The organism is Ferrimonas aestuarii (assembly GCF_005116665.1).
Taxonomy (GTDB): Bacteria; Pseudomonadota; Gammaproteobacteria; order Enterobacterales; family Shewanellaceae; genus Ferrimonas; species Ferrimonas aestuarii.
Genome location: NZ_SWCJ01000005.1, coordinates 1 through 21534 on the forward strand (window position 1 = coordinate 1; position 21534 = coordinate 21534).

The window sequence follows — 21534 nt, forward strand, 5'->3', positions numbered from 1 at the left end:
CCTATAACAACTTGAGACCGCACCTTAGCCTGGGAATGAAAACCCCAAACGAGGTGCATGGAAAAGCCAGTTGCTGATGCAACTGGCTCTAACTGAAAAGTGTCAACGCATTTCAGGACGACACAGCAACTTACCGGTTTTAGTGAAAGGTTTTTACTCTACTTTGGTCGCAATATGTGATGGGTAAAGTCGATCTTCAGGTAGAAGCCTCTGGGCAGTGTTTGAATTTTGGCGCCGCCGGGACCGATCGCTTCCGTCAGTACCCTACTGTTGGCCGCTTTGGGGCGAAGTTGCAGCACTTCGCCATGACGGGCTGTGATGGACTCCACTTCCCCTAGGGCGACCCGTTCGATGATCTCCTCCCAGTCTTGCTGCAGCAGGGCCAATTCTTGGGCATTTGGACGCCACAGGATCGGCATGCCGATGATTCGATCCGCGACCGCAATTTGTCGCTCTGCCAGAATGGGAATCCAGAGTATGCACTGGAGTTTGTGGAAAACTGGACTGTCGGCCCATCGCAAGCCGGTTAGGTCTGTAAGTGGGCATACGCTAACAAAGGTAGTTTCCAGAGGTTTGCCATGTTGGTTAATTGGGATGGTTTTAAGCTCAATTCCCAATTGCTGAAAGTCTGGCTCCGGTTTTGAACCGGCACTGGCACCCAGCCAACGTTCCAATAACTGTCCGCCCCAGCCCTTGTGGTGCAGTAAGTTCTCGGGAACCTCAACATTAAGCTCAAGGGCCAGTTCGCCTAGAGTCCAACCCGCAATGGCTTCGGCCCGTGATAGCAGCTGGCTTTCGGATGTAGGTGAAACAATTTCCATGGCGGTCATTGTACCTGCTATTGGTTGTAGAAAGACAGCGGGTGTGGATTGGAAGGCCTTGTTGTGTGGATAAACCCATTGAGGCTAAAAAATAAACAGTAGTTTAAATTCAGAGTTATACCCTCCCTATAAGGATCACTAATTGTATGATTTATAGGGCTTTGATCTCGAAACTGAGATGAGAATGAGATTGTTGATTTTAGTTATCCCGTGAGTTGAGGGGGCTTTTTAACAGAGTTATGCACAGTTTGTAGGGATAACTTTTTGAATTTGATCCACAGACTGCAGCCAAGTGATGGGATCGTTGAGGAAAATTGGTCGAGAAATTTGGCACCACAAGTTGAAGTTGTTAGTCAATAGCAGGATGGTTAAACATTGACCAAAGGGGTTGCCTGTAATGAAATAATCTGGGGCTGGAGTTTAAGTTGTTGATTGTAATTGGCTTTTGGTTGTGTCGTGTTGGCGATATTAGTTCATTTACCTCTCTGATTTCATTAAATGTGGATGAATACCACCTTACAAACATGGTTATCCACAGAAGCTGTTAATAACTGCAGGTCGATAGTGGCCGCGATCTTGTCGCCTGTTTATAACTGGAGAGTTTTAGAAAAGTTACCCACTGCGCAATGCATGAGAGTTGGGATTGCGGCCTATGGGTAATCTGTGGAACAATCAACTTAAGTTAGAATTCAAACGGATGACAGCGTGATCGACAATGAAGGCTACAGAGCCAATGTCGGGATCATCATCTGCAATCGTCGAGGCCAAGTTTTGTGGGCTCGTCGATTTGGTCAACATTCGTGGCAGTTCCCTCAAGGGGGCGTCGACCAAGGAGAAACTCCTGAACAAACCATGTATCGGGAGCTCTTTGAAGAGGTCGGTCTGCAAAAATCGGATGTAAAGGTTTTGGCCGTTAGTCGCTCATGGTTGCGCTATCGATTGCCAAAGCGTTTGATACGCCAGGACTCAAAACCGGTGTGTATTGGCCAAAAACAGAAATGGTTCCTGCTGCAACTGGTCGCGGATGAGAAGAAAATCGATCTGCGTCGCAGTGGACACCCGGAGTTTGATGACTGGCGGTGGGTAAATTATTGGTACCCAGTGCGCCAAGTCGTTTCATTCAAACGGGAAGTATATCGAAAGGTGATGAAGGAATTTTCACCTATCGCCATGCCATTTCAAGAGCGTAGCGAGACCAGCAATCGCCGCCACCGAGATGGGAACTTTAAGGCAAGACGGCGAAGACGTAATCGATGATAACCACCTTACGCAGTTTAGTGCAGCGTGTTGCTGAAGCCGAAACCGTCGAGCAATCGATGACGGTTTTGGTGCAGCAGACTCGCTTTGCCATGAATACCGATTGTTGTTCCCTCTATCTGGTTGATGGGGAAGGGCTGATTTTGAAAGCCAGTGACGGGCTGGCCCCTCAGGCGGTTGGTCGCGCTAAGCTGCAACCCGGTGAGGGTATTGTCGGCATGGTGATGCGCCGTGAGGAGCCCATCAACCTCGCCGATGCCCCCTCTCATCCTTCCTTCAAGCGCCTTCCTGAAGTCGAGGAAGATGACTTCAAATCATTCTTAGCTACCCCCATAACCCACAGAAGTAAAGTGTTGGGCGTATTGGTGGTGCAGCAGAAGGTGGCTCGACAGTTCAACGAAGATGAAGAGGCGTTTCTGGTGACCTTGGCGTCGCAGTTGGTCCCTGAACTTCGTGAGAGTCAGCAGAGCACCACGTTGAGCCAAAGTGGTCCACGTCGTTGGAGTGCCCAAGTAGCCAGCACAGGCATTGCCGATGCAACCATCCTGTTAGCTCGCCCTCGCTTGTCTTTGGAGCAACCAGAGACCAAAGGCCAAGGAGAGGAGAAGGAGTGGCTGCGATTAGAGCGGGCGCTGCTGGCCACTCAAGATGAGATGGCCAGTTTAAGCAGCCGCCTAAGTGGCGATTTGGAAACTCAGATCAGCGCCATTTTTGATATCTATCAGTACCTTATTGCCGATCCTGTGATGCAGACGGATCTGATGCAAGGCTGCGACCAAGGCTGGTCCGCAGAAACCGTGGTCAGCAAGGTATTCATTAACTACATCGCTCGTTTTGAAGCGATGACCGATCATTATCTGAAAGAGCGCGCTTCCGATCTTAAAGATTTGGGGGAGCGCATCCTAGGCCAGTTGTCTCGACCGGGGCAGCCGGGCAAGGCGCCTAAGCAGCCTGTTATCTTGGTGGCCAAAGAGATCACCGCCACCATGTTGGCGGAGGTTCCTCGAGATAAGCTTGCCGGCATCGTCAGTGTTGAAGGGGGCTCTAGCTCTCATGCTGCCATTTTGGCTCGAGCCATGTCGATTCCAGCACTGTTCGGCGTCGAAGGTTTGCCGATGATCGCGGTGGCAGACAAACGCGCCATTGTGGATGCGGTTCGAGGGCAACTGCTTATTGAGCCAACGGAAACGGTGGCTCAAGAGTTCCTTCGGTTCCAATCGTTCTTGGCGGAAAAAGACGCCAAGTTTGAGAAGGGACTGTCTCGCCCAAGCTACTGCCAAGATGGTCAGCACATCCAGTTGATGATCAACGCGGGCCTGGTGGCTGAGGGTGAGCAAGTGGACAAAGAGAGCGTGGCTGGCATTGGCCTGTATCGCTCTGAAACGCTCTATATGATCCAAGATCACTTTCCTACAGAGCAAACGCAAGAGCGCGCCTATGGGCGAATTCTGAAGGCGCTTGGGGATAAGCCGGTGACCGTGCGGACCTTGGATATCGGTGGCGATAAACCGCTGAGCTATTTCCCCATTCGAGAAGAAAATCCTTTCCTCGGGTGGCGAGGTATTCGCTTAACCTTGGATCACCCAGAGTTATTTTTGGTGCAGGTGAAAGCGATGCAGCGGGCCAATATTGGCTGCGGCAACCTGAGAATCTTGCTGCCGATGGTGTCGTCGGTGGATGAGGTGAAGCAAGCTAAACGGCTGATTGAACAAGCTCGAATTGAACTCCAAGAGGAGTTTGAACAGGCGGTGCCACCGGTAGCCATCGGCGTGATGATTGAGGTGCCCGCGGTTATCTACTTACTGCCACAGCTTGCCAAGTTGGTGGACTTCTACTCCGTAGGCAGTAACGATTTAACCCAATATCTGTTGGCGGTTGACCGCAACAACGCTCAGGTGGCGGATCGTTTTGATCACTATCATCCAGCAGTGATTGCAGCTCTGGCGCAGATTGTGGCCAACAATCACGATGCCAAAAGCTTAAGCGTATGTGGTGAGATTGCCGGTGAGCCTGAGGGGGCGCTGATTCTGTTGGCTTTGGGCTATCAGGAGCTCAGCATGAATCGACCTAGCTTGGGGCGGATTCACCATCTGGTTCGACACCTGAATTATGGCGACTTAGCACAGTTGAAAGTGCAACTGTTGCAAGCAGAAACCAGCGCTCAAGTGGTTGAGTTAGCCCAAAACTGGATGCATCAACTGGGCTTGCAAGAGCTGTATCAAGTCGATTAAGGCCAAGTTGCTAATTCGATAAAATCGGGGATAGGCCGTAGTAAATGACGGCCTATCCCTTTATTCTTATGAACCAAATTATTGTTTCGACTCACAGAATAACGACTCATGACGGAATCCTACTTTATCTTTCCCCAGATCGATCCCATCATCGTTGAGATCGGTCCATTGGCGCTGCGCTGGTACGGCGTGATGTATCTAGTTGGCTTTATTGGTGCCATGTTTATGCTCAACCGTCACGCAGATAAACCAGGTTCCACCTGGACTCGTGAGCAGGTTTCCGATCTGTTGTTTTACGCGTTTTTGGGCGTGGTACTCGGTGGCCGAATTGGTTACGTGCTGTTTTATGGCTGGCAGTGGTTTATTGAAGATCCACTCTACCTATTCAAAATCACCGACGGTGGCATGTCATTCCACGGCGGCTTACTTGGGGTGATTACCGCCATGTTCTGGATCGCCAAGAGCCAAGGACGTACCTTCTGGCAGGTAGCGGATCTGGTGGCTCCTACCATTCCCATCGGCTTGGGCTTTGGTCGCATCGGTAACTTCATCAACGGTGAACTGTGGGGACGGGTTACCGACGTGCCTTGGGCGATCATCTTCCCTGGGGCAGGGCCGCTGCCTCGTCATCCCTCTCAGCTTTATGAAGCCTTCCTTGAAGGTTTGGTGCTGTTCCTACTGTTGGCGTGGTTTAAGAATCGCACCAACAAGCCAGGTGCCGTCGCGGGCATGTTCCTTGTGGGCTATGGCATCTCCCGTTTCTTGATCGAGTTTGTGCGCCAACCTGACGCGCACCTCAGCCTATACTGGGGTTTCTCCATGGGGCAGTTGTTGACCATTCCTATGTTGGCCTATGGCACTTACTTGATCGCTCGTCGTACTAAAAACGGATAATAATTAAATGAAGTCTTACCTCGACCTACTCGAACACGTCTACCAACACGGCAGCGACCGAGACGACCGCACTGGCACCGGCACCCGCTCGGTGTTTGGTCATCAGATGCGTTTTGATCTGAGCCAGGGGTTTCCTATGCTCACCACCAAGAAGCTGCATTGGAAGTCCATCGTTCATGAACTGTTGTGGTTCATCAGCGGTGACACCAACGTCAAGTACCTGCAGGAAAATGGCGTACGTATTTGGAATGAGTGGGCCACCGACCAAGGGGATCTGGGGCCGGTATACGGAGCTCAGTGGCGCCATTGGCGCACCCCAAATGGCGATGAACTGGACCAGTTGTCCAAAGCGATGGAAGATCTGAAGCTTCGCCCAAACAGCCGCCGCATTATCATCTCCGCTTGGAACCCTGCCGATCTGCCCGATGAAGGGGTAAGTCCATCGGCCAATGCTGAAAACGGCAAGATGGCTCTGGCGCCATGTCATGCTTTCATTCAGTTCTACGTGGCCAATGGCAAGCTGTCTTGCATGTTGACTCAACGTTCGGTGGATTGCTTCTTAGGCCTGGCGTTTAACATTCCAAGTTATGCGCTGCTGACCCACATGGTGGCCCAGCAGTGTGGTCTGGAAGTGGGGGATTTTGTTTGGAGTGGCGGTGATGTTCATATCTACCACAACCATTTCGAGCAGGTTCAAACTCAGCTGCAGCGTACCCCTGGCGCGCTGCCAACGCTGAAGATTGTGCGTAAGCCTGAGAGCATCGACGATTACCGCTTCGATGACTTTGAGTTGGTTGGCTATGAGCCACAGCCTCATATCCCGGCTCCAGTGGCGATCTAAACGGCGTTTGCATTACCGAAAGCCCCGAAGTGTGACCTGCGCTTCGGGGCTTATTTTTTGGGCTTTGACTTGCCTACTCTGCTAGATGTGTAAAATCTGCCCATAGTTGGCGCAGCCTCTTACAAATTAGCGATCTCTGAATAACTTAGGCTGTGGTAACCTGATGCCTCGTAACATTGACTTAGCCGAAGGTTTTGACTCTCTGCTATGTTCATTAAGTATTTTTGTTAGCTGGGGAATGGCCCGTTGGGGCATGGCGTTATGGCACATCTTAATTACAATCACCTGTATTACTTCTGGATGGTTCGCAAAAAAGGCTCGGTTACCAAGGCTGCTGAGGCCCTGTTCCTGACTCCGCAAACCGTTACCGGTCAGATTCGTCACTTGGAGCATCGTCTTGGAGGCAAACTGTTTCGTCGTCAAGGACGCCAGTTGGTGGCATCGGATCTGGGCGAGTTGGTGTTCCGTTATGCGGATAAGATGTTCAACCTCAGTTACGAGATGTTGGATCTGCTCAGTTACAATCAAGACAGCTCCATACTGTTTGAAGTGGGCTCCTCCGATGCGCTGTCAAAATCCCTTGCCAGCCGCTTGCTTCTGTCGGTGATCCCAGATGACGGCTCAATTCATCTATGCTGCTATGAGTCCGGTGAAGAGTCGCTGATGGAGCGTTTGTCCCAACATAAGTTGGATATGGTGATCTCAGGCAGTGATGCCGAGTCGCTAAAATACCCTGAGATTCTCAGTAAGAAGCTGGGGGAAACCGGGGTGAGCTTCTTCTCCATGAACGACGTTGATGGCCGCTTCCCTGCAAACCTTGACGGTGCCAGAGTGCTTATCCCTCATCGGAAAACCGCACTAGGCCAGCAGTTACTGCGTTGGTTTGATGAAGTTGGGGTGTCACCGGTCATCTTGGGCGAGTTTGATGACGCGGCCATGATGAAAGCCTTTGGTATGTATCGCCAAGGCATCTTTGTGGCGCCGACCCTGTATCGTGAAGAGTTGCTGGCTCAAGGGGTGCAGCTCATCGGCGAAACCGTGGACGTGAAAGAGCAGTATCACGTGATGTTTGCTGAGCGCATGATTCAACACCCTGCGGTTAAGCGGGTGCTGGAGACGGACTTTGATCCACTGTTCGCCGGCAAAGAACCGGCGTTCAGTCGATTCCAATCCAATAACTGAATTTCAATTTTTGGAGCAGCAATCGCTGCTCCATTTCATTAAAGAAGGTGGTTGTGACTCAAAAATCCTCTGAACAATCCTGGTATCTGATTGCACTTCTGGGTGTGCTTGCTGGCTTGACGCCTCTGGCCATCGACATGTATCTCCCCGCACTTCCTGCCATTGCCGACGAGTTTGAAACTAAGGTGGCCATCGCTCAGCTGAGCGTCAGCTTCTACCTAGTGGGTTTTGCTGTCGGCCAGCTGTTTTATGGCCCGCTGACGGATGCCTTTGGGCGGATGCCGATTTTGGCTGTCAGCCTGACGGTGTTTGCCTTTGCTAGCTTTATGGCGACCCTAGTTAACAGTGTCGAGGCGTTGATCGCAATGCGGGTCTTACAGGCGCTTGGCGGCGCTGGAGGCTCGGTGGTGGTGATGGCGGTGATGCGGGATCTGTATCAGAGGGAGCAGTTTTCCCGTGCCATGTCCTTTGTGATGCTGGTGATGAATCTGGCCCCTTTGTTGGCACCCGTATTGGGGGGCTTTCTGCTTACTCACGGTGGCTGGCGCGTCATTTTCTACCTATTGATGGCCATCGCCATTGGCATCACCTTGGCAATGCTGTTTGCGGTCGGGGAGACCTTAGCACCGGAGAAGCGTCAGCGGCTGAGTCTAAAACAGGCGATTGGCCAGTACGGCAATATTTTAGCTCACAGACAGACTCGGATGTACCTGACCATTGGCATGTTCAATTCGGCGGCACTGTTTCTGTTCATTACCGGTTCCTCGTATGTGTACATCCGCTACTTTGGTGTGCCAGAGGAAAATTTTGGGTATCTGTTTGGTATCAATGTGGTGATGATGATGGTGCTAACCAGCCTAAATGCCCGTTACGTGGCGCGGCTGGGTAGCCATAAGATGCTGCGGATTGGCCTGTGGATTACGGCGCTTGGGGGCGTGACCGCCCTAGTGGCTGCTGCATTGGGCACGCCTCATATTGCTTGGGTCATCGGGCCGGTGATATTGATCATGGCACCTTTAGGCCTAGTGGCCGCCAACAGCACCAGTTTGTCGCTGGATGCGTATGGTAAAGCGGCGGGCTCAGTGGCGGCCATTGGCGGAGCGCTGCGCTTTACCTCAGGTGCCGTGGCGGGAATGCTGCTTAGCGCTTGGCATCCGCAATCGCCGCAACCTATGCTGTTGGCCATGGCGGTATGCTCCGTACTGGCCTTGGGGTATTATGAGCTGATAACAAAAACTGCGGTAAAGGAATGACGATGGAAAATAGAGAACATATGGCGCGCCTAAAGTGGGCTTGTCGTCGCGGGATGTTGGAGCTGGATGTGTTGCTCGAGCCCTTTGTTGAGCGCCACTTTATGAGCTTGACCGTTGAGCAACAGGCAATTTTCGAGCGCCTGCTTTGCTGTGATGACCCGGAGCTTTTTGCGTGGTTTATGGGTCATGAAAAGTGTGACGACCCGCAGTTAGCGGCAATGGTGGCACTGATCCTTGAGCGCAACACCCAGGTCGCGTCGGCCTAACCCACCGAATCGGTGAGGCACTACAGCTTTACCGCACCCAAACGCCAGTGGCCGACATCAAGGTTGCTGGCGACCCTATCTCTTTGTGTGAGCCTGGGTCTTTGGCCCGAGGAACGCCTGCCTTGGCAGTGGCTGTGGCAATTGGTGGTGCTCATCGGTGGCGGTTATCTCCTATGGCGCCAACCACCACTGACTATCCCGTCGTTTACCTTGAATGAATCCGGTTGCGGTGTGCGTCTAGACAGCGGCGAAGCGATCGAAATTGCTGCAGGCTCCATGACGGCACCTGGATTGATTTTGCTTAAGATTGAGGGGGAGCGATTGCCTTGGTGGCTGTGGCGACGACAATACACAAAAGCCGAGTGGTCTCGGCTTATGCGCATTGTTTTGGGGTGTCGTCGCGACTAGTTGGATTGGCTCGGAGAGAGAACGGATGGCGTTGGATTTTCCAGTTGCTCAGGATAATCCAAGGTGTAGTGCAGGCCTCGACTCTCTTTGCGCATCATGGCGCAGCGGATAATCAGTTCGGCAATCTGCACTAGGTTACGGAGCTCCAACAGATCGTTGCTGATCTTAAAATCGGAGTAGTAGTCGTGGATTTCGCCTTTGAGCATCTCCACTCGGCGCAGGGCGCGCTGCAGCCGCTTATCGGTGCGAACAATGCCAACGTAATCCCACATAAATAACCGCAGTTCGTGCCAGTTGTGGGCGATAACCACGTGCTCATCGGAATCGGTTACCTGACTTTCATCCCAGTGAGGGATGTCGTCAATCCACTTAGCGTCGTCAAGCTGGTTAAAGATAGATCGAGACGCGGAGCGAGCAAACACCAAACACTCCAGCAGTGAGTTGCTGGCCATGCGATTGGCACCATGAAGGCCAGTGTAGGCAACTTCACCAACGGCATATAAACCGTTGAGATCGGTTTTACCGTCCAGATCCGTCATGACACCGCCACAGGTATAGTGGGCAGCAGGCACTACGGGTATCGGTTGTTTGGTGATGTCGATGCCCAAGCCTAAGCAGCGTTGGTAGATGGTTGGGAAATGCTTGGTGACGAACTCAGCGGGTTTGTGGCTGATGTCCAAATACATGCAGTCGGCCCCAAGGCGCTTCATCTCAAAGTCGATGGCGCGGGCGACCACATCACGGGGTGCCAACTCTTCGCGCTCGTCAAAATCGGGCATAAAGCGTGTGCCATCAGGGCGCTTTAGATGAGCGCCTTCGCCGCGCAATGCTTCCGTTAGCAGGAAGTTGCGAGCTTCGGTGTGGTACAAGCAGGTCGGGTGGAATTGGTTAAATTCCATGTTGGCCACTCGGCAGCCGGCACGCCAAGCCATGGCAATGCCGTCACCGGATGCCACATCTGGATTCGAGGTGTATTGGTAGACCTTAGAAGCGCCTCCGGTCGCCAACACCACAAACTTCGCGCGGATGGTTTCAACATGCTCAGCGCTGCGGTTCCAGACGTAAGCGCCCACCACCTTGTTGTCTCCGGCAAGGCCGAGTTTGTCAGTGGTGATCAGATCCACCGCATTGTAGCGTTCCATCAAGGTGATGTTGGCGTGTTGGCTGGCTTGCTGCTCAAGGGTAAGCTGCACCTCTTTGCCGGTGGCGTCGGCGGCGTGTAAAATGCGCCGATGACTGTGACCGCCTTCCCGAGTTAGGTGATAGCGGCTGTGACCATCATGTTCCTCTTCATCGAAGTCGACGCCTTTGCGGATCAGCCACTCCAGTGCGCGGCGTCCCTCTGAGGCAGTAAACTCGACTGCTTTGCGGTCGCACAATCCGGCGCCAGCAATCAGGGTGTCTTCGACGTGAGATTCAATGGTATCGTCTTCATCAAAGACAGCGGCGATTCCCCCTTGAGCGTAATAGGTGGAGCCTTCAGCCAGTGGGCCTTTGGCGAGTACCATTACTTGGCATTTATTGGCCAGTTTCAGAGCTAAGGTGAGTCCGGCGGCACCGCTACCGATGATTAACACGTCGGTGCTGTGTTCAATCCCTGCAGTCATTAGGTATTATGATGTTTGGAAAAGGTAGCCGTTATGGTACTCAATTCCTTGGGGAAGCAGCAAATTCTCTCTTTGAAAAATTTTTTTTTAATTAGTCACACTTTTTTACGAACTTTTACTACGCGCCGCAGTCTATTACTGTGCGTAAGGCAAGTAAAAGCAGAATCAGCAGTTTAGTTATGGGAGAAAGCTCTTAAGTGAAAGAGCCAAGCAGCGATCAGCAACTCGTCGAACGCATTCAGCAAGGTGATAAGCAAGCCTTTAATCTGTTGGTCATGAAGTATCAACACAAAGTGGCCAACTTAATCAGTCGTTACGTCAAAAACCAAGGTGACGTCGCGGATGTGGCCCAAGAGGCCTTTATTAAAGCTTATCGGGCATTGCCAAACTTTCGAGGAGAAAGTGCTTTTTACACCTGGTTGTACCGGATTGCAGTGAACACTGCCAAAAATTATCTGGTCTCCCAAGGTCGGCGGCCCCCAGCAAGCGATGTGGATGCCGAAGAAGCGGAATTTTATGACGGTGCAGATGCTCTGCGAGAGCATGCATCGCCAGAACGACAGTTGTTGTCAGATGAGATCAAGCAGGTGGTGTTCAGCACCATTGAAAGCCTGCCTGAGGAATTAAGGGTAGCAATCACGCTTCGTGAACTCGAAGGGATGAGTTACGACGAGATTGCGACCGTTATGGAGTGTCCGGTAGGGACGGTACGAAGCCGAATCTTCCGAGCACGAGAAGCAATTGATAAACGCATTCAGCCGCTTTTGGAGCGGTAGCATTAATCAAGGTGAGTCATGGTTACAGAACGTAAAGAAGCAGTGTCAGCATGGGTGGATGGCGAAGGCAGTGAGCTGGACCTGAAGCAGTGGCTGCGCGATGAGCCCAGTAAGGATGAGTGGGAGCGCTATCACTTGATTGGTGATGCCATGCGCAATGAGCTGCCTCAAACCCTGAATTTGGACATCGCCGCCAGTGTTGCCAGTGCGTTGGAAGATGAACCAACAGTGATGGCCCCGAAGCCTAAATCTGCAGTAACTGAGCGGATCTCTGGCAATGTTGTGGCGTTTTCTCGCAAGTTTGGTCAATACGCCATTGCGGCCACGGTTGCAGCGGTTGCTGTGGTGGGTGTTCAGCAGTATGGCAGTCAAAGCCAGATGCCATCACCAGTATTGAATACCCTGCCAATCATGGGCGCGCCGACTCCGGCTAGCTATCAAGCGAACACGCCATCGGTGCAGCAGGCTCAAGATAGCGAACTGCAAGCGCAAGAGCAGCGCCGACGTGTGAACGCTTATCTGCGAGACCACCTGTTGCAACAGCGATTAAAAGGGCATAATACCGCCAATAACGATTAAGCCCCTAATTACGAGGCTCACCTTGCGAAAAATTTGGCTGTTTCTAGCGTGGGTATTGGCGATGCCAGCCCACGCTGTCGACGACAACTCTCCAATCTCTTGGCTGCGTAAGATGCAAACCGCATTGAATGAAAGCCAATTTCAGTACTCTTTGATTCACCTACAGATGGACCACATTCGTCCTCTGCGATACCTGCATGGTGTGGTGGATGGTAAAGAGGTTGCCTATCTAGAACACCTTAACGGGCCTCGTAAAAATGTGGTCCGAGTAAATAATCAGGTCACCTATTTAGAACACGAAGTGAAACCCTATTCGGTTCAGTCTGAGCGGATCAGTGGTTTCATCCCACCGGCGTTTGGTACTGGCGTTGAGCGCTTCACTCCATTCTATCAGCTCGCTTTAGTGGGCAAAGATAGGGTTGCCGGCCGCTCTGCTCAGGTACTCAGAATCGTTTCAACGGATCGTTTCCGCTACAGCTACCAAGTCTGGTTGGACGTAGACACCGGCTTGCCGCTGCGTATCGATACTGCCAATGCCGAAGGGCATCTGCTTGAGCAATATATGGTGGTTGAACTGATGCTGTTCGAGAAGCCGGTTCCGGTTATCGCCGAGTTGGCGAAACAGAAGTGGCCACCGATTCTGGTTCCCGCTCAGCCCAGTGATAAGCAGCAGTGGCGTTTTGGCTGGCTACCGAAAGGCTTTGAAGTGACCCATGTGGATCAGCATCGCCTATTAGGTATTAATGAGCCGGTTCAGTATCTGTCATTGAGCGATGGTTTGACTGACATGTCGGTATACATCGGCTTAGTTGGTCCAAGTGAGCTGCCTTCTGACATCAGCGTAGGCAATGGCTTGTCTTTGGCGTCCGCTCGTCACGGCGATGTGGAAGTGGTTGCCGTGGGCAAACTGCCGAAAGAGACCCTAGCCAATGTGGCTGGTTCAATCTATCCGGTCACGGAAAAATGATCACCGCCTTGGGCCGAGTGGAGGCTTGGCAAGATGGCTGGGTAACGGTGAGTTGGCGGGCGCAAAGCGCCTGCGGCCACTGTGAACAGTCTGAAAGTTGTGGTACCTCAGCGGTGGCCAAAGCCGTTGAGGTTAAGCGCCAGCAACTTATTTTGCCTTATGAAACGCCCCTAGTCCCTGGCGCTCAAGTTCACCTGAGTATTCCCGAGCAACAATTGGTTACCGCTGCAGCGCTGGTTTATCTGCTGCCCCTGCTAGGCTTACTGTTGGGAGTGGGGTTAGGATCGGTGGTTGGGTTGGCTGAGTTACTAACGCTTCTGTTGGGCCTGACAGTAGGTAGCTTGGGGTTTTGGGTCGCCAGAACACTGGCACCAAGACTCACGCCTGTACCGAAAGTGACTCAGGTGCTATCTACTTCAGCACAAGAGAAAAACAGCGAATTTCAACCCTAACTGCAGCGCCTTTTTGCCAGCGGCAGTACTGGGCGTTGGAAATTGTCGTCAATGCCCATCAACGCTGATAGCAGCGGCGGTTAAAATCCGTTAAAATCCCCCCCCAATATCATTTGTTCCTGTAGTTTTTTCAAGAAGCGGCCTAGATGAAGCATATTCGAAATTTCAGTATCATCGCTCACATCGACCATGGTAAGTCGACCCTGTCCGATCGTTTGATCCAAGTGTGTGGCGGTTTGAGTGAACGTGAAATGGCCGCGCAGGTTCTCGATTCCATGGATCTTGAGCGCGAGCGCGGTATTACGATTAAAGCGCAGAGTGTGACTCTGGATTATGTCGCCAAAGATGGCGAAACCTATCAACTGAACTTCATTGATACCCCAGGGCACGTGGACTTTAGCTACGAAGTGTCCCGCTCTCTGGCTGCCTGTGAAGGGGCGCTATTGGTAGTGGATGCCGGTCAGGGCGTAGAAGCGCAGACCTTGGCAAACTGTTACACCGCCATTGAGATGGATCTGGAAGTTCAGCCAATTCTGAACAAAATCGATTTACCACAAGCCGATCCAGATCGGGTGGCCGAAGAGATTGAGGACATTGTCGGCATCGACGCCATGGAAGCGGTACGTTGTTCCGCGAAAACCGGCATCGGTGTTGAAGACGTGCTTGAGTGCATTGTTGAGAAGATCCCAGCTCCAGAAGGCGATCCAGAAGCGCCTCTGCAAGCCCTTATCATCGACTCTTGGTTTGATAACTACCTGGGCGTAGTTTCTTTGGTGCGCATTAAAAATGGCAGCCTGAAGAAGAACGACAAGATCAAGGTGATGAGCACCGGTCAGGTTTGGGGTGTGGATCGTCTGGGTATCTTTACTCCGAAACAGAAAGACACCACCGAGCTGAAAACCGGCGAAGTGGGCTGGGTAGTCTGTGGCATCAAAGAGATTCACGGCGCGCCTGTGGGCGATACCCTGACTCTGGCCAAGGGCGGTACCGACGTGGCATTGCCGGGCTTCCAGAAGGTGAAGCCGCAGGTATATGCGGGTCTGTTCCCGATCTCCAGTGAAGACTATGAATCCTTCCGTGATGCCTTGAACAAACTGTCGCTGAATGACGCGTCTCTGTTCTTCGAGCCGGAAACCTCCACTGCACTGGGCTTCGGTTTCCGTGTTGGTTTCCTAGGTATGCTGCACATGGAGATTATCCAGGAGCGTCTGGAGCGTGAGTACAACCTGGACCTGATCACCACGGCGCCAACGGTAGTGTACGAAGTGAAGACCACCAAGGGTGAAACCTATATGGTTGATAACCCGTCGGAACTTCCGCCGCTGAATAACATCGAAACCATTGCTGAGCCGATTGTTGAAGCCAACATCTTGGTGCCTCAGGAGTACCTAGGCAACGTCATTACCCTGTGTATTGAAAAACGCGGTGTACAGACCAAGATGGCTTACCACGGTAACCAAGTGGCAGTGACTTACGAACTGCCGATGGCGGAAGTGGTACTGGATTTCTTCGATCGCTTGAAGTCGACCAGCCGTGGTTTCGCTTCTCTGGATTACAACTTTATCCGTTTCCAGGAAGAGGACATGGTGCGTTTGGATGTGATGATCAACGGCGACCGCGTAGATGCGTTGGCGATGATTACTCACAAAGAAAACGCCCAGTTCCGCGGTCGTCAATTGGTTGAGAAGATGCGTGAGCTGATTCCTCGCCAAATGTTCGATATTGCTATTCAGGCTTCTATCGGCAGCCAGATTGTGGCGCGCAGTAACGTTAAAGCACTGCGTAAAGACGTAACCGCCAAGTGTTATGGCGGTGACGTGAGCCGTAAGAAGAAGCTGCTGCAGAAGCAGAAAGAAGGTAAAAAGCGCATGAAGCAGCTTGGCAACGTGGAAGTGCCTCAAGAAGCCTTCCTGGCAGTTTTGAAAGTCGGAGAGTAACTCAAAGATGGCAGCAATGTTTTCACTGTTCCTAGTACTGATCACCTTAGGTTCAGGTTTAATTTGGTTGTTGGATCACTTCTATCTGGCGCCAAAACGTCAAGAAAAACTGGCGTTTGCAGATGGTCAGACGGAAGGTGAACTTCCAGAAGAAGCCAAAGAGAAACTGGTGGCAGAGCCTTGGTTGGTGGAAACGTCGAAGTCCATCTTTCCGGTTATCGCGTTTGTAACCATTTTGCGTTCCTTCTTATGGGAACCGTTCCAGATCCCGTCAGGCTCAATGATGCCAACCCTGTTGGTGGGCGATTTCATCTTGGTAAACAAGCATGAATATGGCTTGCGGGATCCGGTATTTAGACACAAGTTCTGGGATAACGAGCTGCCATCACGGGGTGACGTGGTGGTGTTTAAATACCCAGAAGACCCTCGCGTTGATTACATTAAGCGAGTGATTGGCTTGCCCGGTGACAAAGTGGTTTACCGCAATAAAGAGCTCTTCATTCAGCCGAAGTGTGAAGCCGGCGTTGAGAAGTGCCCTGAGCTGCAGCGAGTTAACACCGCGAAGGTGAACAGTGGCCAGTTTAAGCAAGATGGAACCCCACTGCTGCGCCTTAAAGAGGATCTGCTTGGGGTGAACCACGATACCCTGATTAACCCTCGTCGCGGCGAGCCACTGCGTTACTATTATCAGCAGCCTGGCCGCACCACGGGTGAGTGGGTGGTTCCGGAAAATCACTATTTCGTGATGGGAGATAATCGCGATAACAGTACCGACGGACGTTTCTGGGGCTTTGTGCCAGAAGAGAATTTGGTCGGTAAAGCGACCGCCATCTGGATCTCATTTGAGTTCGAGCGTGGCGCAGACAGCATCCTGCCAGGATGGATTCCTACTGGAGTGCGTTTTAACCGCGTTGGCGGCATTCAATAAAGGTTAGCTGTGGCTGATTTAAACCGTTTACAGAAGTCGCTGGGCTATCAGTTCCAGCGGCTTGAATTGTTAGAGCAGGCTCTAACACATCGCAGTGCCAACAGTCGTCATAACGAGCGCTTGGAATATCTGGGGGACGCCGTACTGGGTGTGGTGATCGCCGAGGATCTGTTCCATCGTTTCCCTAAGGCACCTGAAGGCGACATGACCCGCATGCGTGCGACCTTAGTCCGTGGAGTGACCTTGGCTGAGGTTGCCCGTGAATTGAGTTTGGGTGAATACATCCGTTTGGGCTCAGGTGAACTCAAATCTGGCGGTTTCCGTCGTGAGTCGATCTTAGCCGATGCGGTTGAGGCGATCTTAGGTGCGGTATTCCTAGATGGTGGTATTGAGGCTTGTAAGCCGCTGCTGCTCAATCTTTGGAAACAGCGCCTGGATACCATCGAGCCGGGTGCGGGTCAGAAAGATCCGAAAACCCGTTTGCAAGAGTGGCTACAAGCTCGTAAGAAGCCGTTGCCAACTTATGAGGTGATCACCGTAACCGGTGACGCCCACAATCAGAAATTTACCGTGCATTGCCAAGTGTCGGCCCTCGAAGAGCCTGTGATGGGCGAGGGCAGCTCAAGGCGCAAAGCAGAGCAGGAAGCCGCCGGTAAGGTCTTGGAGATTTTACAAGTATGACCGATACCACCTATTGTGGCTTTGTCGCCATTGTTGGCCGTCCCAACGTGGGCAAGTCGACGCTACTAAATCGTCTGCTTAAGCAGAAGATCAGCATCACCTCTCGTAAGCCGCAGACCACTCGTCACCGTATCATGGGCATTCATACCGAAGGCCCGAAACAGGTGATCTTCGTGGATACCCCTGGGCTGCACATCGAAGAGAAGCGCACCATCAACCGTTTGATGAACCGTGCCGCAGCCTCCTCCTTGGCAGACGTGGAGCTGGTGCTGTTCGTGGTCGAAGGCACCAAGTGGACTGCCGACGACGAGATGGTGGTGAAGAAATTGCGTGGAGCTGGTGACCGTAAAGTGGCGCTGGTGGTCAACAAAGTGGATCAGGTTAAGGATAAGGAGGAGCTATTTCCTCATATCCAGCAACTGCAACAGAAGTACAATTTTGATGCGGTATTCCCTGTGGCTGCGGGTAAAGGCGGTAACGTTGACCCCATCATGGATATGGCGATGGACAGCGTGCAGGAGTCGATTCACTACTTCCCTGAAGATTACGTGACCGATCGTAGCCAGCGTTTTATGGCTTCGGAAATTCTGCGTGAAAAGCTGATGCGATTCATGGGAGATGAACTTCCCTACGCTGCCACGGTGGAGATTGAGCAGTTCAAAGTTGACGAGAAGGGCACCTTCCACGTTAACGCGTTGATTTTGGTTGAGCGTGAAGGCCAGAAACGCATGGTGATCGGCAACAAAGGTGACAAAATTCGCACCATCGGCCGTGAAGCCCGTCTTGAGATGGAACAGATGTTCGAGACCAAGGTGTATCTGGAGACCTGGGTTAAGGTGAAATCCGGTTGGGCTGACGATGAACGTGCCCTGCGTAGCCTAGGTTATGGCGACGACTGATCGCTTTGGGCAGCAACAGCTGGGTTGGCAATCTGCCTACCTGTTGCATGCCCGTCCCTATCAAGAGCAGCGGCAACTCCTTAGCCTGCTGACTGAAAACGACGGCGTCATTGGCGCCGTTGCTCGTACTTCTGGTAAGCAAGGTGGGCTAACCAAGGCCGCTTTACAGCCATTTAGGCCGTTGCGCGTTCAGCTAAGTGGCCGCACCAGCTTGAAAACTCTCTCTCAACTCGATGCCCCCAGCCTTCCCATCCCTTTAAGTGGTAAGCCCCTGTTTTGTGGTTTGTATTGCAATGAAATAGCGGTACGATTACTGCCAGAGCGACAGGAGTGTCCTGAAGTGTTTTCCGCATACCATCAGAGCTTGATGCAGTTGGCTCAAACTGATGAGCCTCAGTTGGTGTTGCGTTACTTTGAGTGGGCCCTGCTCGATCATCTTGGCTGTGCACCGTCATTGGCTGTGGACACCCAGGGGGAACCGCTGGATGACACCGCTCAGTATGCGTTAGTGCCTGAGCAGGGGTTTATGCCGGTGATGCACTCTGGTTATGCTGGGCAGATGCTACTGGGCTTGAGAGATCAGGCCTTATCAGAGATGCACCTGTCGCAAGCGAAGCACCTGTCTCGAACTTTGCTTAAGCCATTGCTTGGAGACAAGCCGCTGCGTAGCCGAGAACTATTTCAAACTAAAACATCAATAAGGACATCCGCACCATGAGCATACTATTGGGCGTAAATATTGATCACATCGCCACCCTGCGTCAGGCTCGTGGCACCAGCTATCCCGACCCTGTTCATGCCGCTGCTGTGGCTGAGCATGCCGGTGCCGATGGCATCACCATTCACCTGCGTGAAGACCGTCGCCACATTGTCGACCGCGATGTGGAAGTGTTGGCTAAAACATTAAAAACTCGCATGAACCTTGAGATGGCGGTGACCGACGAGATGCTTGAGATCGCCATCAATACTCAGCCAACTTACGTTTGCTTAGTGCCTGAGAAGCGAGAAGAGCTGACCACCGAAGGTGGTTTGGACGTGGCTGGCCAGCTGGATAAAATGCTGGGTGCGGTGTCACAGCTGAAGAGCGCTGGCATTAAGGTATCGCTGTTTATCGACGCCGATAAGGCGCAGATCGACGCAGCGGTCAAAGTGGGTGCGCCTTACATTGAGATTCATACCGGTGCCTACGCCGATGCGGAAACCGAGGCAGAACAGCAAATAGAGCTGGAACGCATCCGCGACGGAGTAAAATACGCTCACAGCCAAGGTTTGATTGTGAACGCTGGACACGGCCTTAACTATCATAATGTCAAGCCTATCGCTGCCATTGAAGAGATCTACGAGCTTAATATTGGCCACGCCATCATCGCTCGAGCAGCCATCGATGGTTTGGATCTGGCGGTACGTGATATGAAGCGTCTGATGATTGAGGGTCGCAATGGCCATTAAGGGCCTAGGCACCGACATTGTCGAGATTGAGCGAGTCGAGGCGCAGTTTGAGCGCCTCGGCGAGCGTTTTGCCGCTCGTATTCTGACTCCTTATGAACTAGAGCAGTGGCACGACTCTAAGGTTCAGGCACGGGTATTAGCCAAGCGCTTTGCGGTTAAAGAAGCGGTGGGCAAAGCCCTTGGCACCGGCATTGGCCGAGGGGTGTCATTTCAGCACATTGAGCTTCGTCACGATGTCAATGGCGCGCCGGTGCTTAAGCTAATCGGCGGCGCACTTGAGCGGATGCAGGCACTTGGGGCAAGGGAATCCCACATCAGTTTGGCCGACGAGCGTCGTTACGTGGTGGCGACCTGCATTCTTAGCAGTTGAAAGGACGTTAAAAGGTAAGCACGGTTGAGAACCCTATTTGGGTTTGGTGCTTCTGTTGTGGATTGGTGTAATTCAGATCAACGGTGACTTTCATTGGCCCCCATTGAATGCCACTGCCGATCTTGGCGTTGATGCCGCTTCGCACTGGGGCGGTGAGTGATGGGCCCTGTCGTACCGCCTCCCCAAGTTCGGTTTCTGTAATCCAAAACCCCGATTGCCACTGGCCTTTTAGGTAGGCTTTTGGGGTGGGATTGTAGTTAGGGTCTTGCCAAGTAAGTGGTGGTGGCTCAGGGATGGCGCTAAGGGCGTCATTCGCTTGGGCGTTGGTGATGTTTAATAAAACCAGACTTAAGCTGCCTGCGATGATGAGCACCTGCTTGAGCATTCTTCTCTCCCTGAAAAAGCCAGCCTTTCGGCTTAGCTTTTAACAATAGTTCAAGATGACTGATTTAGCGGGTGCTATTTTGCTACGGGCTCCACCTTGACCGTGGTTACCATGCTCTCGTTGGCATCCAGTACTTCAATCTTGTACTGGCCGATGGTGACGGTGGTGTGGGTTTCAGGGATCTCTTCTAAGGTCTCGAGTACCAGACCGTTCAAGGTCTTTGGACCATCGGTAGGGAACTGCCAGTTCATTTCGCGGTTCATATCTCGAATGTTGATGCTGGCGTCCACCTCAAAGCTACCATCTTCCTGACGGTTGATCTCATCACTGACCGCTGGCTGCAGTCCGGTGGTAAAATCCCCCACGATCTCTTCCAGGATGTCCTCTAGGGACACTAAGCCTTGGATGTCACCATACTCATCCACTACCAGTCCTAAGCGCTCTTTGGCGCGCTGGAACTTCAGTAGCTGAACATTGAGGGGCGTACCCTCAGGAACGTAGTAGATCTCTCGAACTTCCCGCAGCACCATGGCTTTGTCGGTAATGCCCCCTTCACGGGTCATCAATCGCAACAGATCGCTCATGTGCAGAAAGCCCACTACATCGTCAATGTTGTCTCGGTACAGCAATACTTTACTGTGGGGACTGTGGGTGAGCTGTTTCATCATCGCCTTGAAGTCATCGTTGATGTCGATGGCGTACAGGTCGTGACGGGGTACCATGATGTCTTCAACGGTGACCTTCTCCAGATCCAGAATCGACACCAACATCTCTCGGTGACGACGGGGGATCATGGCGCTGGCTTCGTTAAGCACCGAGCGCAGCTCATCCGCGGACAGGTCGTCGTCGCCGCTGGTACTTGGGGCGACGCCAACCAGCTTCAATAAGTTGTTACTGACCAGGTTAACCAGCCACACAAAGGGGTAGAACAACGTCATTAGTGGTTTTAGTACGACGCTGTTAGGAAATGCCAGTTTCTCTGGGTAGAGGGCGGCTAGGGTCTTTGGGGTTACCTCTGCAAAGATCAAGATCACCAAGGTTAAGCCCCCGGTGGAGATCGCTAATCCCCAGTCGCCGAATAGTCGCAGGCCAAGAACGGTGGCGATGGCTGAGGCGAAGATATTAACTAGGTTGTTGCCGATCAGAATCAGCCCGATAAGGCGGTCTGGGCGCTCAAGCAGCTCGTTGGCGCGTTTGGCACCGCGATGTCCCTGCTGGCTCAGATGGCGCAGGCGATAGCGGTTGAGTGACATCATCGCCGTTTCGGTGCTTGAGAAAAACGCCGACAGTGCAATCAGCAGACCTAAGGCGATGAGTAGGCCTGCAGTGGATATGTCGTCCAAAAGGGGAA

The 21534-nt window shown here is 52.4% G+C and carries 23 protein-coding genes; 19 read left to right on the forward strand and 4 right to left on the reverse strand.

Features of this window, described 5'->3' with window-relative positions; translation table 11 throughout:
* Positions 1-158 precede the first annotated feature (158 nt).
* Entirely contained in the window at positions 159-821 is a 663-nt protein-coding gene (gene mutH / locus FCL42_RS08840) for a DNA mismatch repair endonuclease MutH (RefSeq protein WP_136863299.1), read from the reverse strand.
* Between the two features lie 705 nt (positions 822-1526).
* Between mutH and rppH the strand changes: the two genes are divergently transcribed.
* The 8 genes from rppH to FCL42_RS08880 all read left to right on the forward strand — a co-directional run bounded on the left by rppH (position 1527) and on the right by FCL42_RS08880 (position 9153).
* Complete coding sequence (gene rppH, locus FCL42_RS08845; RefSeq protein WP_136863053.1) at positions 1527-2078, forward strand: RNA pyrophosphohydrolase; 552 nt, start codon at positions 1527-1529, stop codon at positions 2076-2078.
* Complete coding sequence (ptsP, locus tag FCL42_RS08850; RefSeq protein ID WP_136863054.1) at positions 2075-4309, forward strand: phosphoenolpyruvate--protein phosphotransferase; 2235 nt, start codon at positions 2075-2077, stop codon at positions 4307-4309. The genes rppH and ptsP overlap by 4 nt, the downstream gene beginning before the upstream one ends.
* Before the next feature lie 108 nt (positions 4310-4417).
* Positions 4418-5203, forward strand: coding sequence for a prolipoprotein diacylglyceryl transferase (gene lgt, locus FCL42_RS08855; RefSeq protein ID WP_136863055.1), 786 nt, complete (start codon positions 4418-4420; stop codon positions 5201-5203).
* Positions 5204-5210: 7 nt separating this feature from the next.
* Positions 5211-6044 (forward strand): thymidylate synthase, encoded by an 834-nt coding sequence (locus FCL42_RS08860; RefSeq protein WP_136863056.1) that lies wholly within the window; start codon positions 5211-5213, stop codon positions 6042-6044.
* Between the two features lie 261 nt (positions 6045-6305).
* On the forward strand, positions 6306-7226 hold the full coding sequence (nhaR, locus tag FCL42_RS08865; RefSeq protein WP_136863057.1) for a transcriptional activator NhaR: 921 nt from the start codon (positions 6306-6308) through the stop codon (positions 7224-7226).
* Positions 7227-7279: 53 nt separating this feature from the next.
* Positions 7280-8479 carry a Bcr/CflA family multidrug efflux MFS transporter gene (locus FCL42_RS08870; RefSeq protein WP_169308343.1) on the forward strand — a complete coding sequence of 400 codons (1200 nt, stop codon included), beginning with the start codon at positions 7280-7282 and terminating at the stop codon, positions 8477-8479.
* A gap of 2 nt (positions 8480-8481) precedes the next feature.
* Positions 8482-8745, forward strand: a complete 264-nt coding sequence (locus FCL42_RS08875; RefSeq protein WP_136863059.1) for an FAD assembly factor SdhE — start codon at positions 8482-8484, stop codon at positions 8743-8745.
* Between the two features lie 87 nt (positions 8746-8832).
* Positions 8833-9153, forward strand: coding sequence for a hypothetical protein (locus FCL42_RS08880; protein ID WP_136863060.1), 321 nt, complete (start codon positions 8833-8835; stop codon positions 9151-9153).
* On the opposite strand, the gene nadB is transcribed toward FCL42_RS08880, so the two are convergent.
* Positions 9150-10760, reverse strand: coding sequence for an L-aspartate oxidase (gene nadB, locus FCL42_RS08885; protein WP_136863061.1), 1611 nt, complete (start codon positions 10758-10760; stop codon positions 9150-9152). The genes FCL42_RS08880 and nadB overlap by 4 nt on opposite strands.
* Positions 10761-10957: 197 nt before the next feature.
* Here nadB and rpoE point away from each other — a divergent pair, with 197 nt between their 5' ends.
* From rpoE to acpS, 11 genes are all read left to right on the forward strand, one after another.
* On the forward strand, positions 10958-11536 hold the full coding sequence (rpoE, locus tag FCL42_RS08890) for an RNA polymerase sigma factor RpoE (protein ID WP_136863062.1): 579 nt from the start codon (positions 10958-10960) through the stop codon (positions 11534-11536).
* A gap of 18 nt (positions 11537-11554) precedes the next feature.
* Entirely contained in the window at positions 11555-12115 is a 561-nt protein-coding gene (locus FCL42_RS08895; protein WP_136863063.1) for a sigma-E factor negative regulatory protein, read from the forward strand.
* A 22-nt stretch (positions 12116-12137) separates the two neighbouring features.
* Positions 12138-13082 (forward strand): MucB/RseB C-terminal domain-containing protein, encoded by a 945-nt coding sequence (locus FCL42_RS08900; protein WP_229359819.1) that lies wholly within the window; start codon positions 12138-12140, stop codon positions 13080-13082.
* Entirely contained in the window at positions 13079-13534 is a 456-nt protein-coding gene (locus FCL42_RS08905) for a SoxR reducing system RseC family protein (protein WP_136863064.1), read from the forward strand. The genes FCL42_RS08900 and FCL42_RS08905 overlap by 4 nt, the downstream gene beginning before the upstream one ends.
* 146 nt (positions 13535-13680) lie before the next feature.
* The gene (gene lepA, locus FCL42_RS08910; RefSeq protein WP_136863065.1) at positions 13681-15471 is read left to right on the forward strand and encodes a translation elongation factor 4; all 1791 of its coding nucleotides are present in this window, start codon (positions 13681-13683) and stop codon (positions 15469-15471) included.
* Positions 15472-15478: 7 nt separating this feature from the next.
* On the forward strand, positions 15479-16399 hold the full coding sequence (lepB, locus tag FCL42_RS08915; protein ID WP_136863066.1) for a signal peptidase I: 921 nt from the start codon (positions 15479-15481) through the stop codon (positions 16397-16399).
* A 9-nt stretch (positions 16400-16408) separates the two neighbouring features.
* Positions 16409-17080, forward strand: coding sequence for a ribonuclease III (rnc, locus tag FCL42_RS08920; protein ID WP_136863067.1), 672 nt, complete (start codon positions 16409-16411; stop codon positions 17078-17080).
* Positions 17077-17979 carry a GTPase Era gene (gene era, locus FCL42_RS08925; protein ID WP_136863068.1) on the forward strand — a complete coding sequence of 301 codons (903 nt, stop codon included), beginning with the start codon at positions 17077-17079 and terminating at the stop codon, positions 17977-17979. The genes rnc and era overlap by 4 nt, the downstream gene beginning before the upstream one ends.
* Positions 17966-18697: a DNA repair protein RecO gene (gene recO / locus FCL42_RS08930; protein ID WP_136863069.1), complete on the forward strand. Its 732-nt coding sequence runs from the start codon at positions 17966-17968 to the stop codon at positions 18695-18697. The genes era and recO overlap by 14 nt, the downstream gene beginning before the upstream one ends.
* Complete coding sequence (gene pdxJ / locus FCL42_RS08935) at positions 18694-19428, forward strand: pyridoxine 5'-phosphate synthase (RefSeq protein WP_136863070.1); 735 nt, start codon at positions 18694-18696, stop codon at positions 19426-19428. The genes recO and pdxJ overlap by 4 nt, the downstream gene beginning before the upstream one ends.
* Positions 19418-19798, forward strand: coding sequence for a holo-ACP synthase (acpS, locus tag FCL42_RS08940; protein WP_136863071.1), 381 nt, complete (start codon positions 19418-19420; stop codon positions 19796-19798). Before pdxJ ends, acpS begins: the two co-directional genes overlap by 11 nt.
* 7 nt (positions 19799-19805) lie before the next feature.
* Here acpS and FCL42_RS08945 read toward each other — a convergent pair whose 3' ends face one another.
* On the reverse strand, positions 19806-20183 hold the full coding sequence (locus FCL42_RS08945) for a hypothetical protein (RefSeq protein WP_136863072.1): 378 nt from the start codon (positions 20181-20183) through the stop codon (positions 19806-19808).
* A 74-nt stretch (positions 20184-20257) separates the two neighbouring features.
* On the reverse strand, positions 20258-21526 hold the full coding sequence (locus tag FCL42_RS08950) for an HlyC/CorC family transporter (protein WP_136863073.1): 1269 nt from the start codon (positions 21524-21526) through the stop codon (positions 20258-20260).
* Positions 21527-21534 lie beyond the last annotated feature (8 nt).

Excerpts from the sequence above, each read along its gene's own strand:
- lgt (WP_136863055.1), top strand. The coding sequence starts at position 4,418 with ATGACGGAATCCTACTTTATCTTTCCCCAGATCGATCCCATCATCGTT.
- era (WP_136863068.1), top strand. The coding sequence starts at position 17,077 with ATGACCGATACCACCTATTGTGGCTTTGTCGCCATTGTTGGCCGTCCC.
- FCL42_RS08895 (WP_136863063.1), top strand. The coding sequence starts at position 11,555 with ATGGTTACAGAACGTAAAGAAGCAGTGTCAGCATGGGTGGATGGCGAA.
- FCL42_RS08905 (WP_136863064.1), top strand. The coding sequence starts at position 13,079 with ATGATCACCGCCTTGGGCCGAGTGGAGGCTTGGCAAGATGGCTGGGTA.
- ptsP (WP_136863054.1), top strand. The coding sequence starts at position 2,075 with ATGATAACCACCTTACGCAGTTTAGTGCAGCGTGTTGCTGAAGCCGAA.
- FCL42_RS08945 (WP_136863072.1), bottom strand. The coding sequence starts at position 20,183 with ATGCTCAAGCAGGTGCTCATCATCGCAGGCAGCTTAAGTCTGGTTTTA.
- pdxJ (WP_136863070.1), top strand. The coding sequence starts at position 18,694 with ATGAGCATACTATTGGGCGTAAATATTGATCACATCGCCACCCTGCGT.
- lepA (WP_136863065.1), top strand. The coding sequence starts at position 13,681 with ATGAAGCATATTCGAAATTTCAGTATCATCGCTCACATCGACCATGGT.
- nhaR (WP_136863057.1), top strand. The coding sequence starts at position 6,306 with ATGGCACATCTTAATTACAATCACCTGTATTACTTCTGGATGGTTCGC.
- nadB (WP_136863061.1), bottom strand. The coding sequence starts at position 10,760 with ATGACTGCAGGGATTGAACACAGCACCGACGTGTTAATCATCGGTAGC.
- FCL42_RS08875 (WP_136863059.1), top strand. The coding sequence starts at position 8,482 with ATGGAAAATAGAGAACATATGGCGCGCCTAAAGTGGGCTTGTCGTCGC.
- mutH (WP_136863299.1), bottom strand. The coding sequence starts at position 821 with ATGGAAATTGTTTCACCTACATCCGAAAGCCAGCTGCTATCACGGGCC.
- recO (WP_136863069.1), top strand. The coding sequence starts at position 17,966 with ATGGCGACGACTGATCGCTTTGGGCAGCAACAGCTGGGTTGGCAATCT.
- lepB (WP_136863066.1), top strand. The coding sequence starts at position 15,479 with ATGGCAGCAATGTTTTCACTGTTCCTAGTACTGATCACCTTAGGTTCA.
- acpS (WP_136863071.1), top strand. The coding sequence starts at position 19,418 with ATGGCCATTAAGGGCCTAGGCACCGACATTGTCGAGATTGAGCGAGTC.
- FCL42_RS08860 (WP_136863056.1), top strand. The coding sequence starts at position 5,211 with ATGAAGTCTTACCTCGACCTACTCGAACACGTCTACCAACACGGCAGC.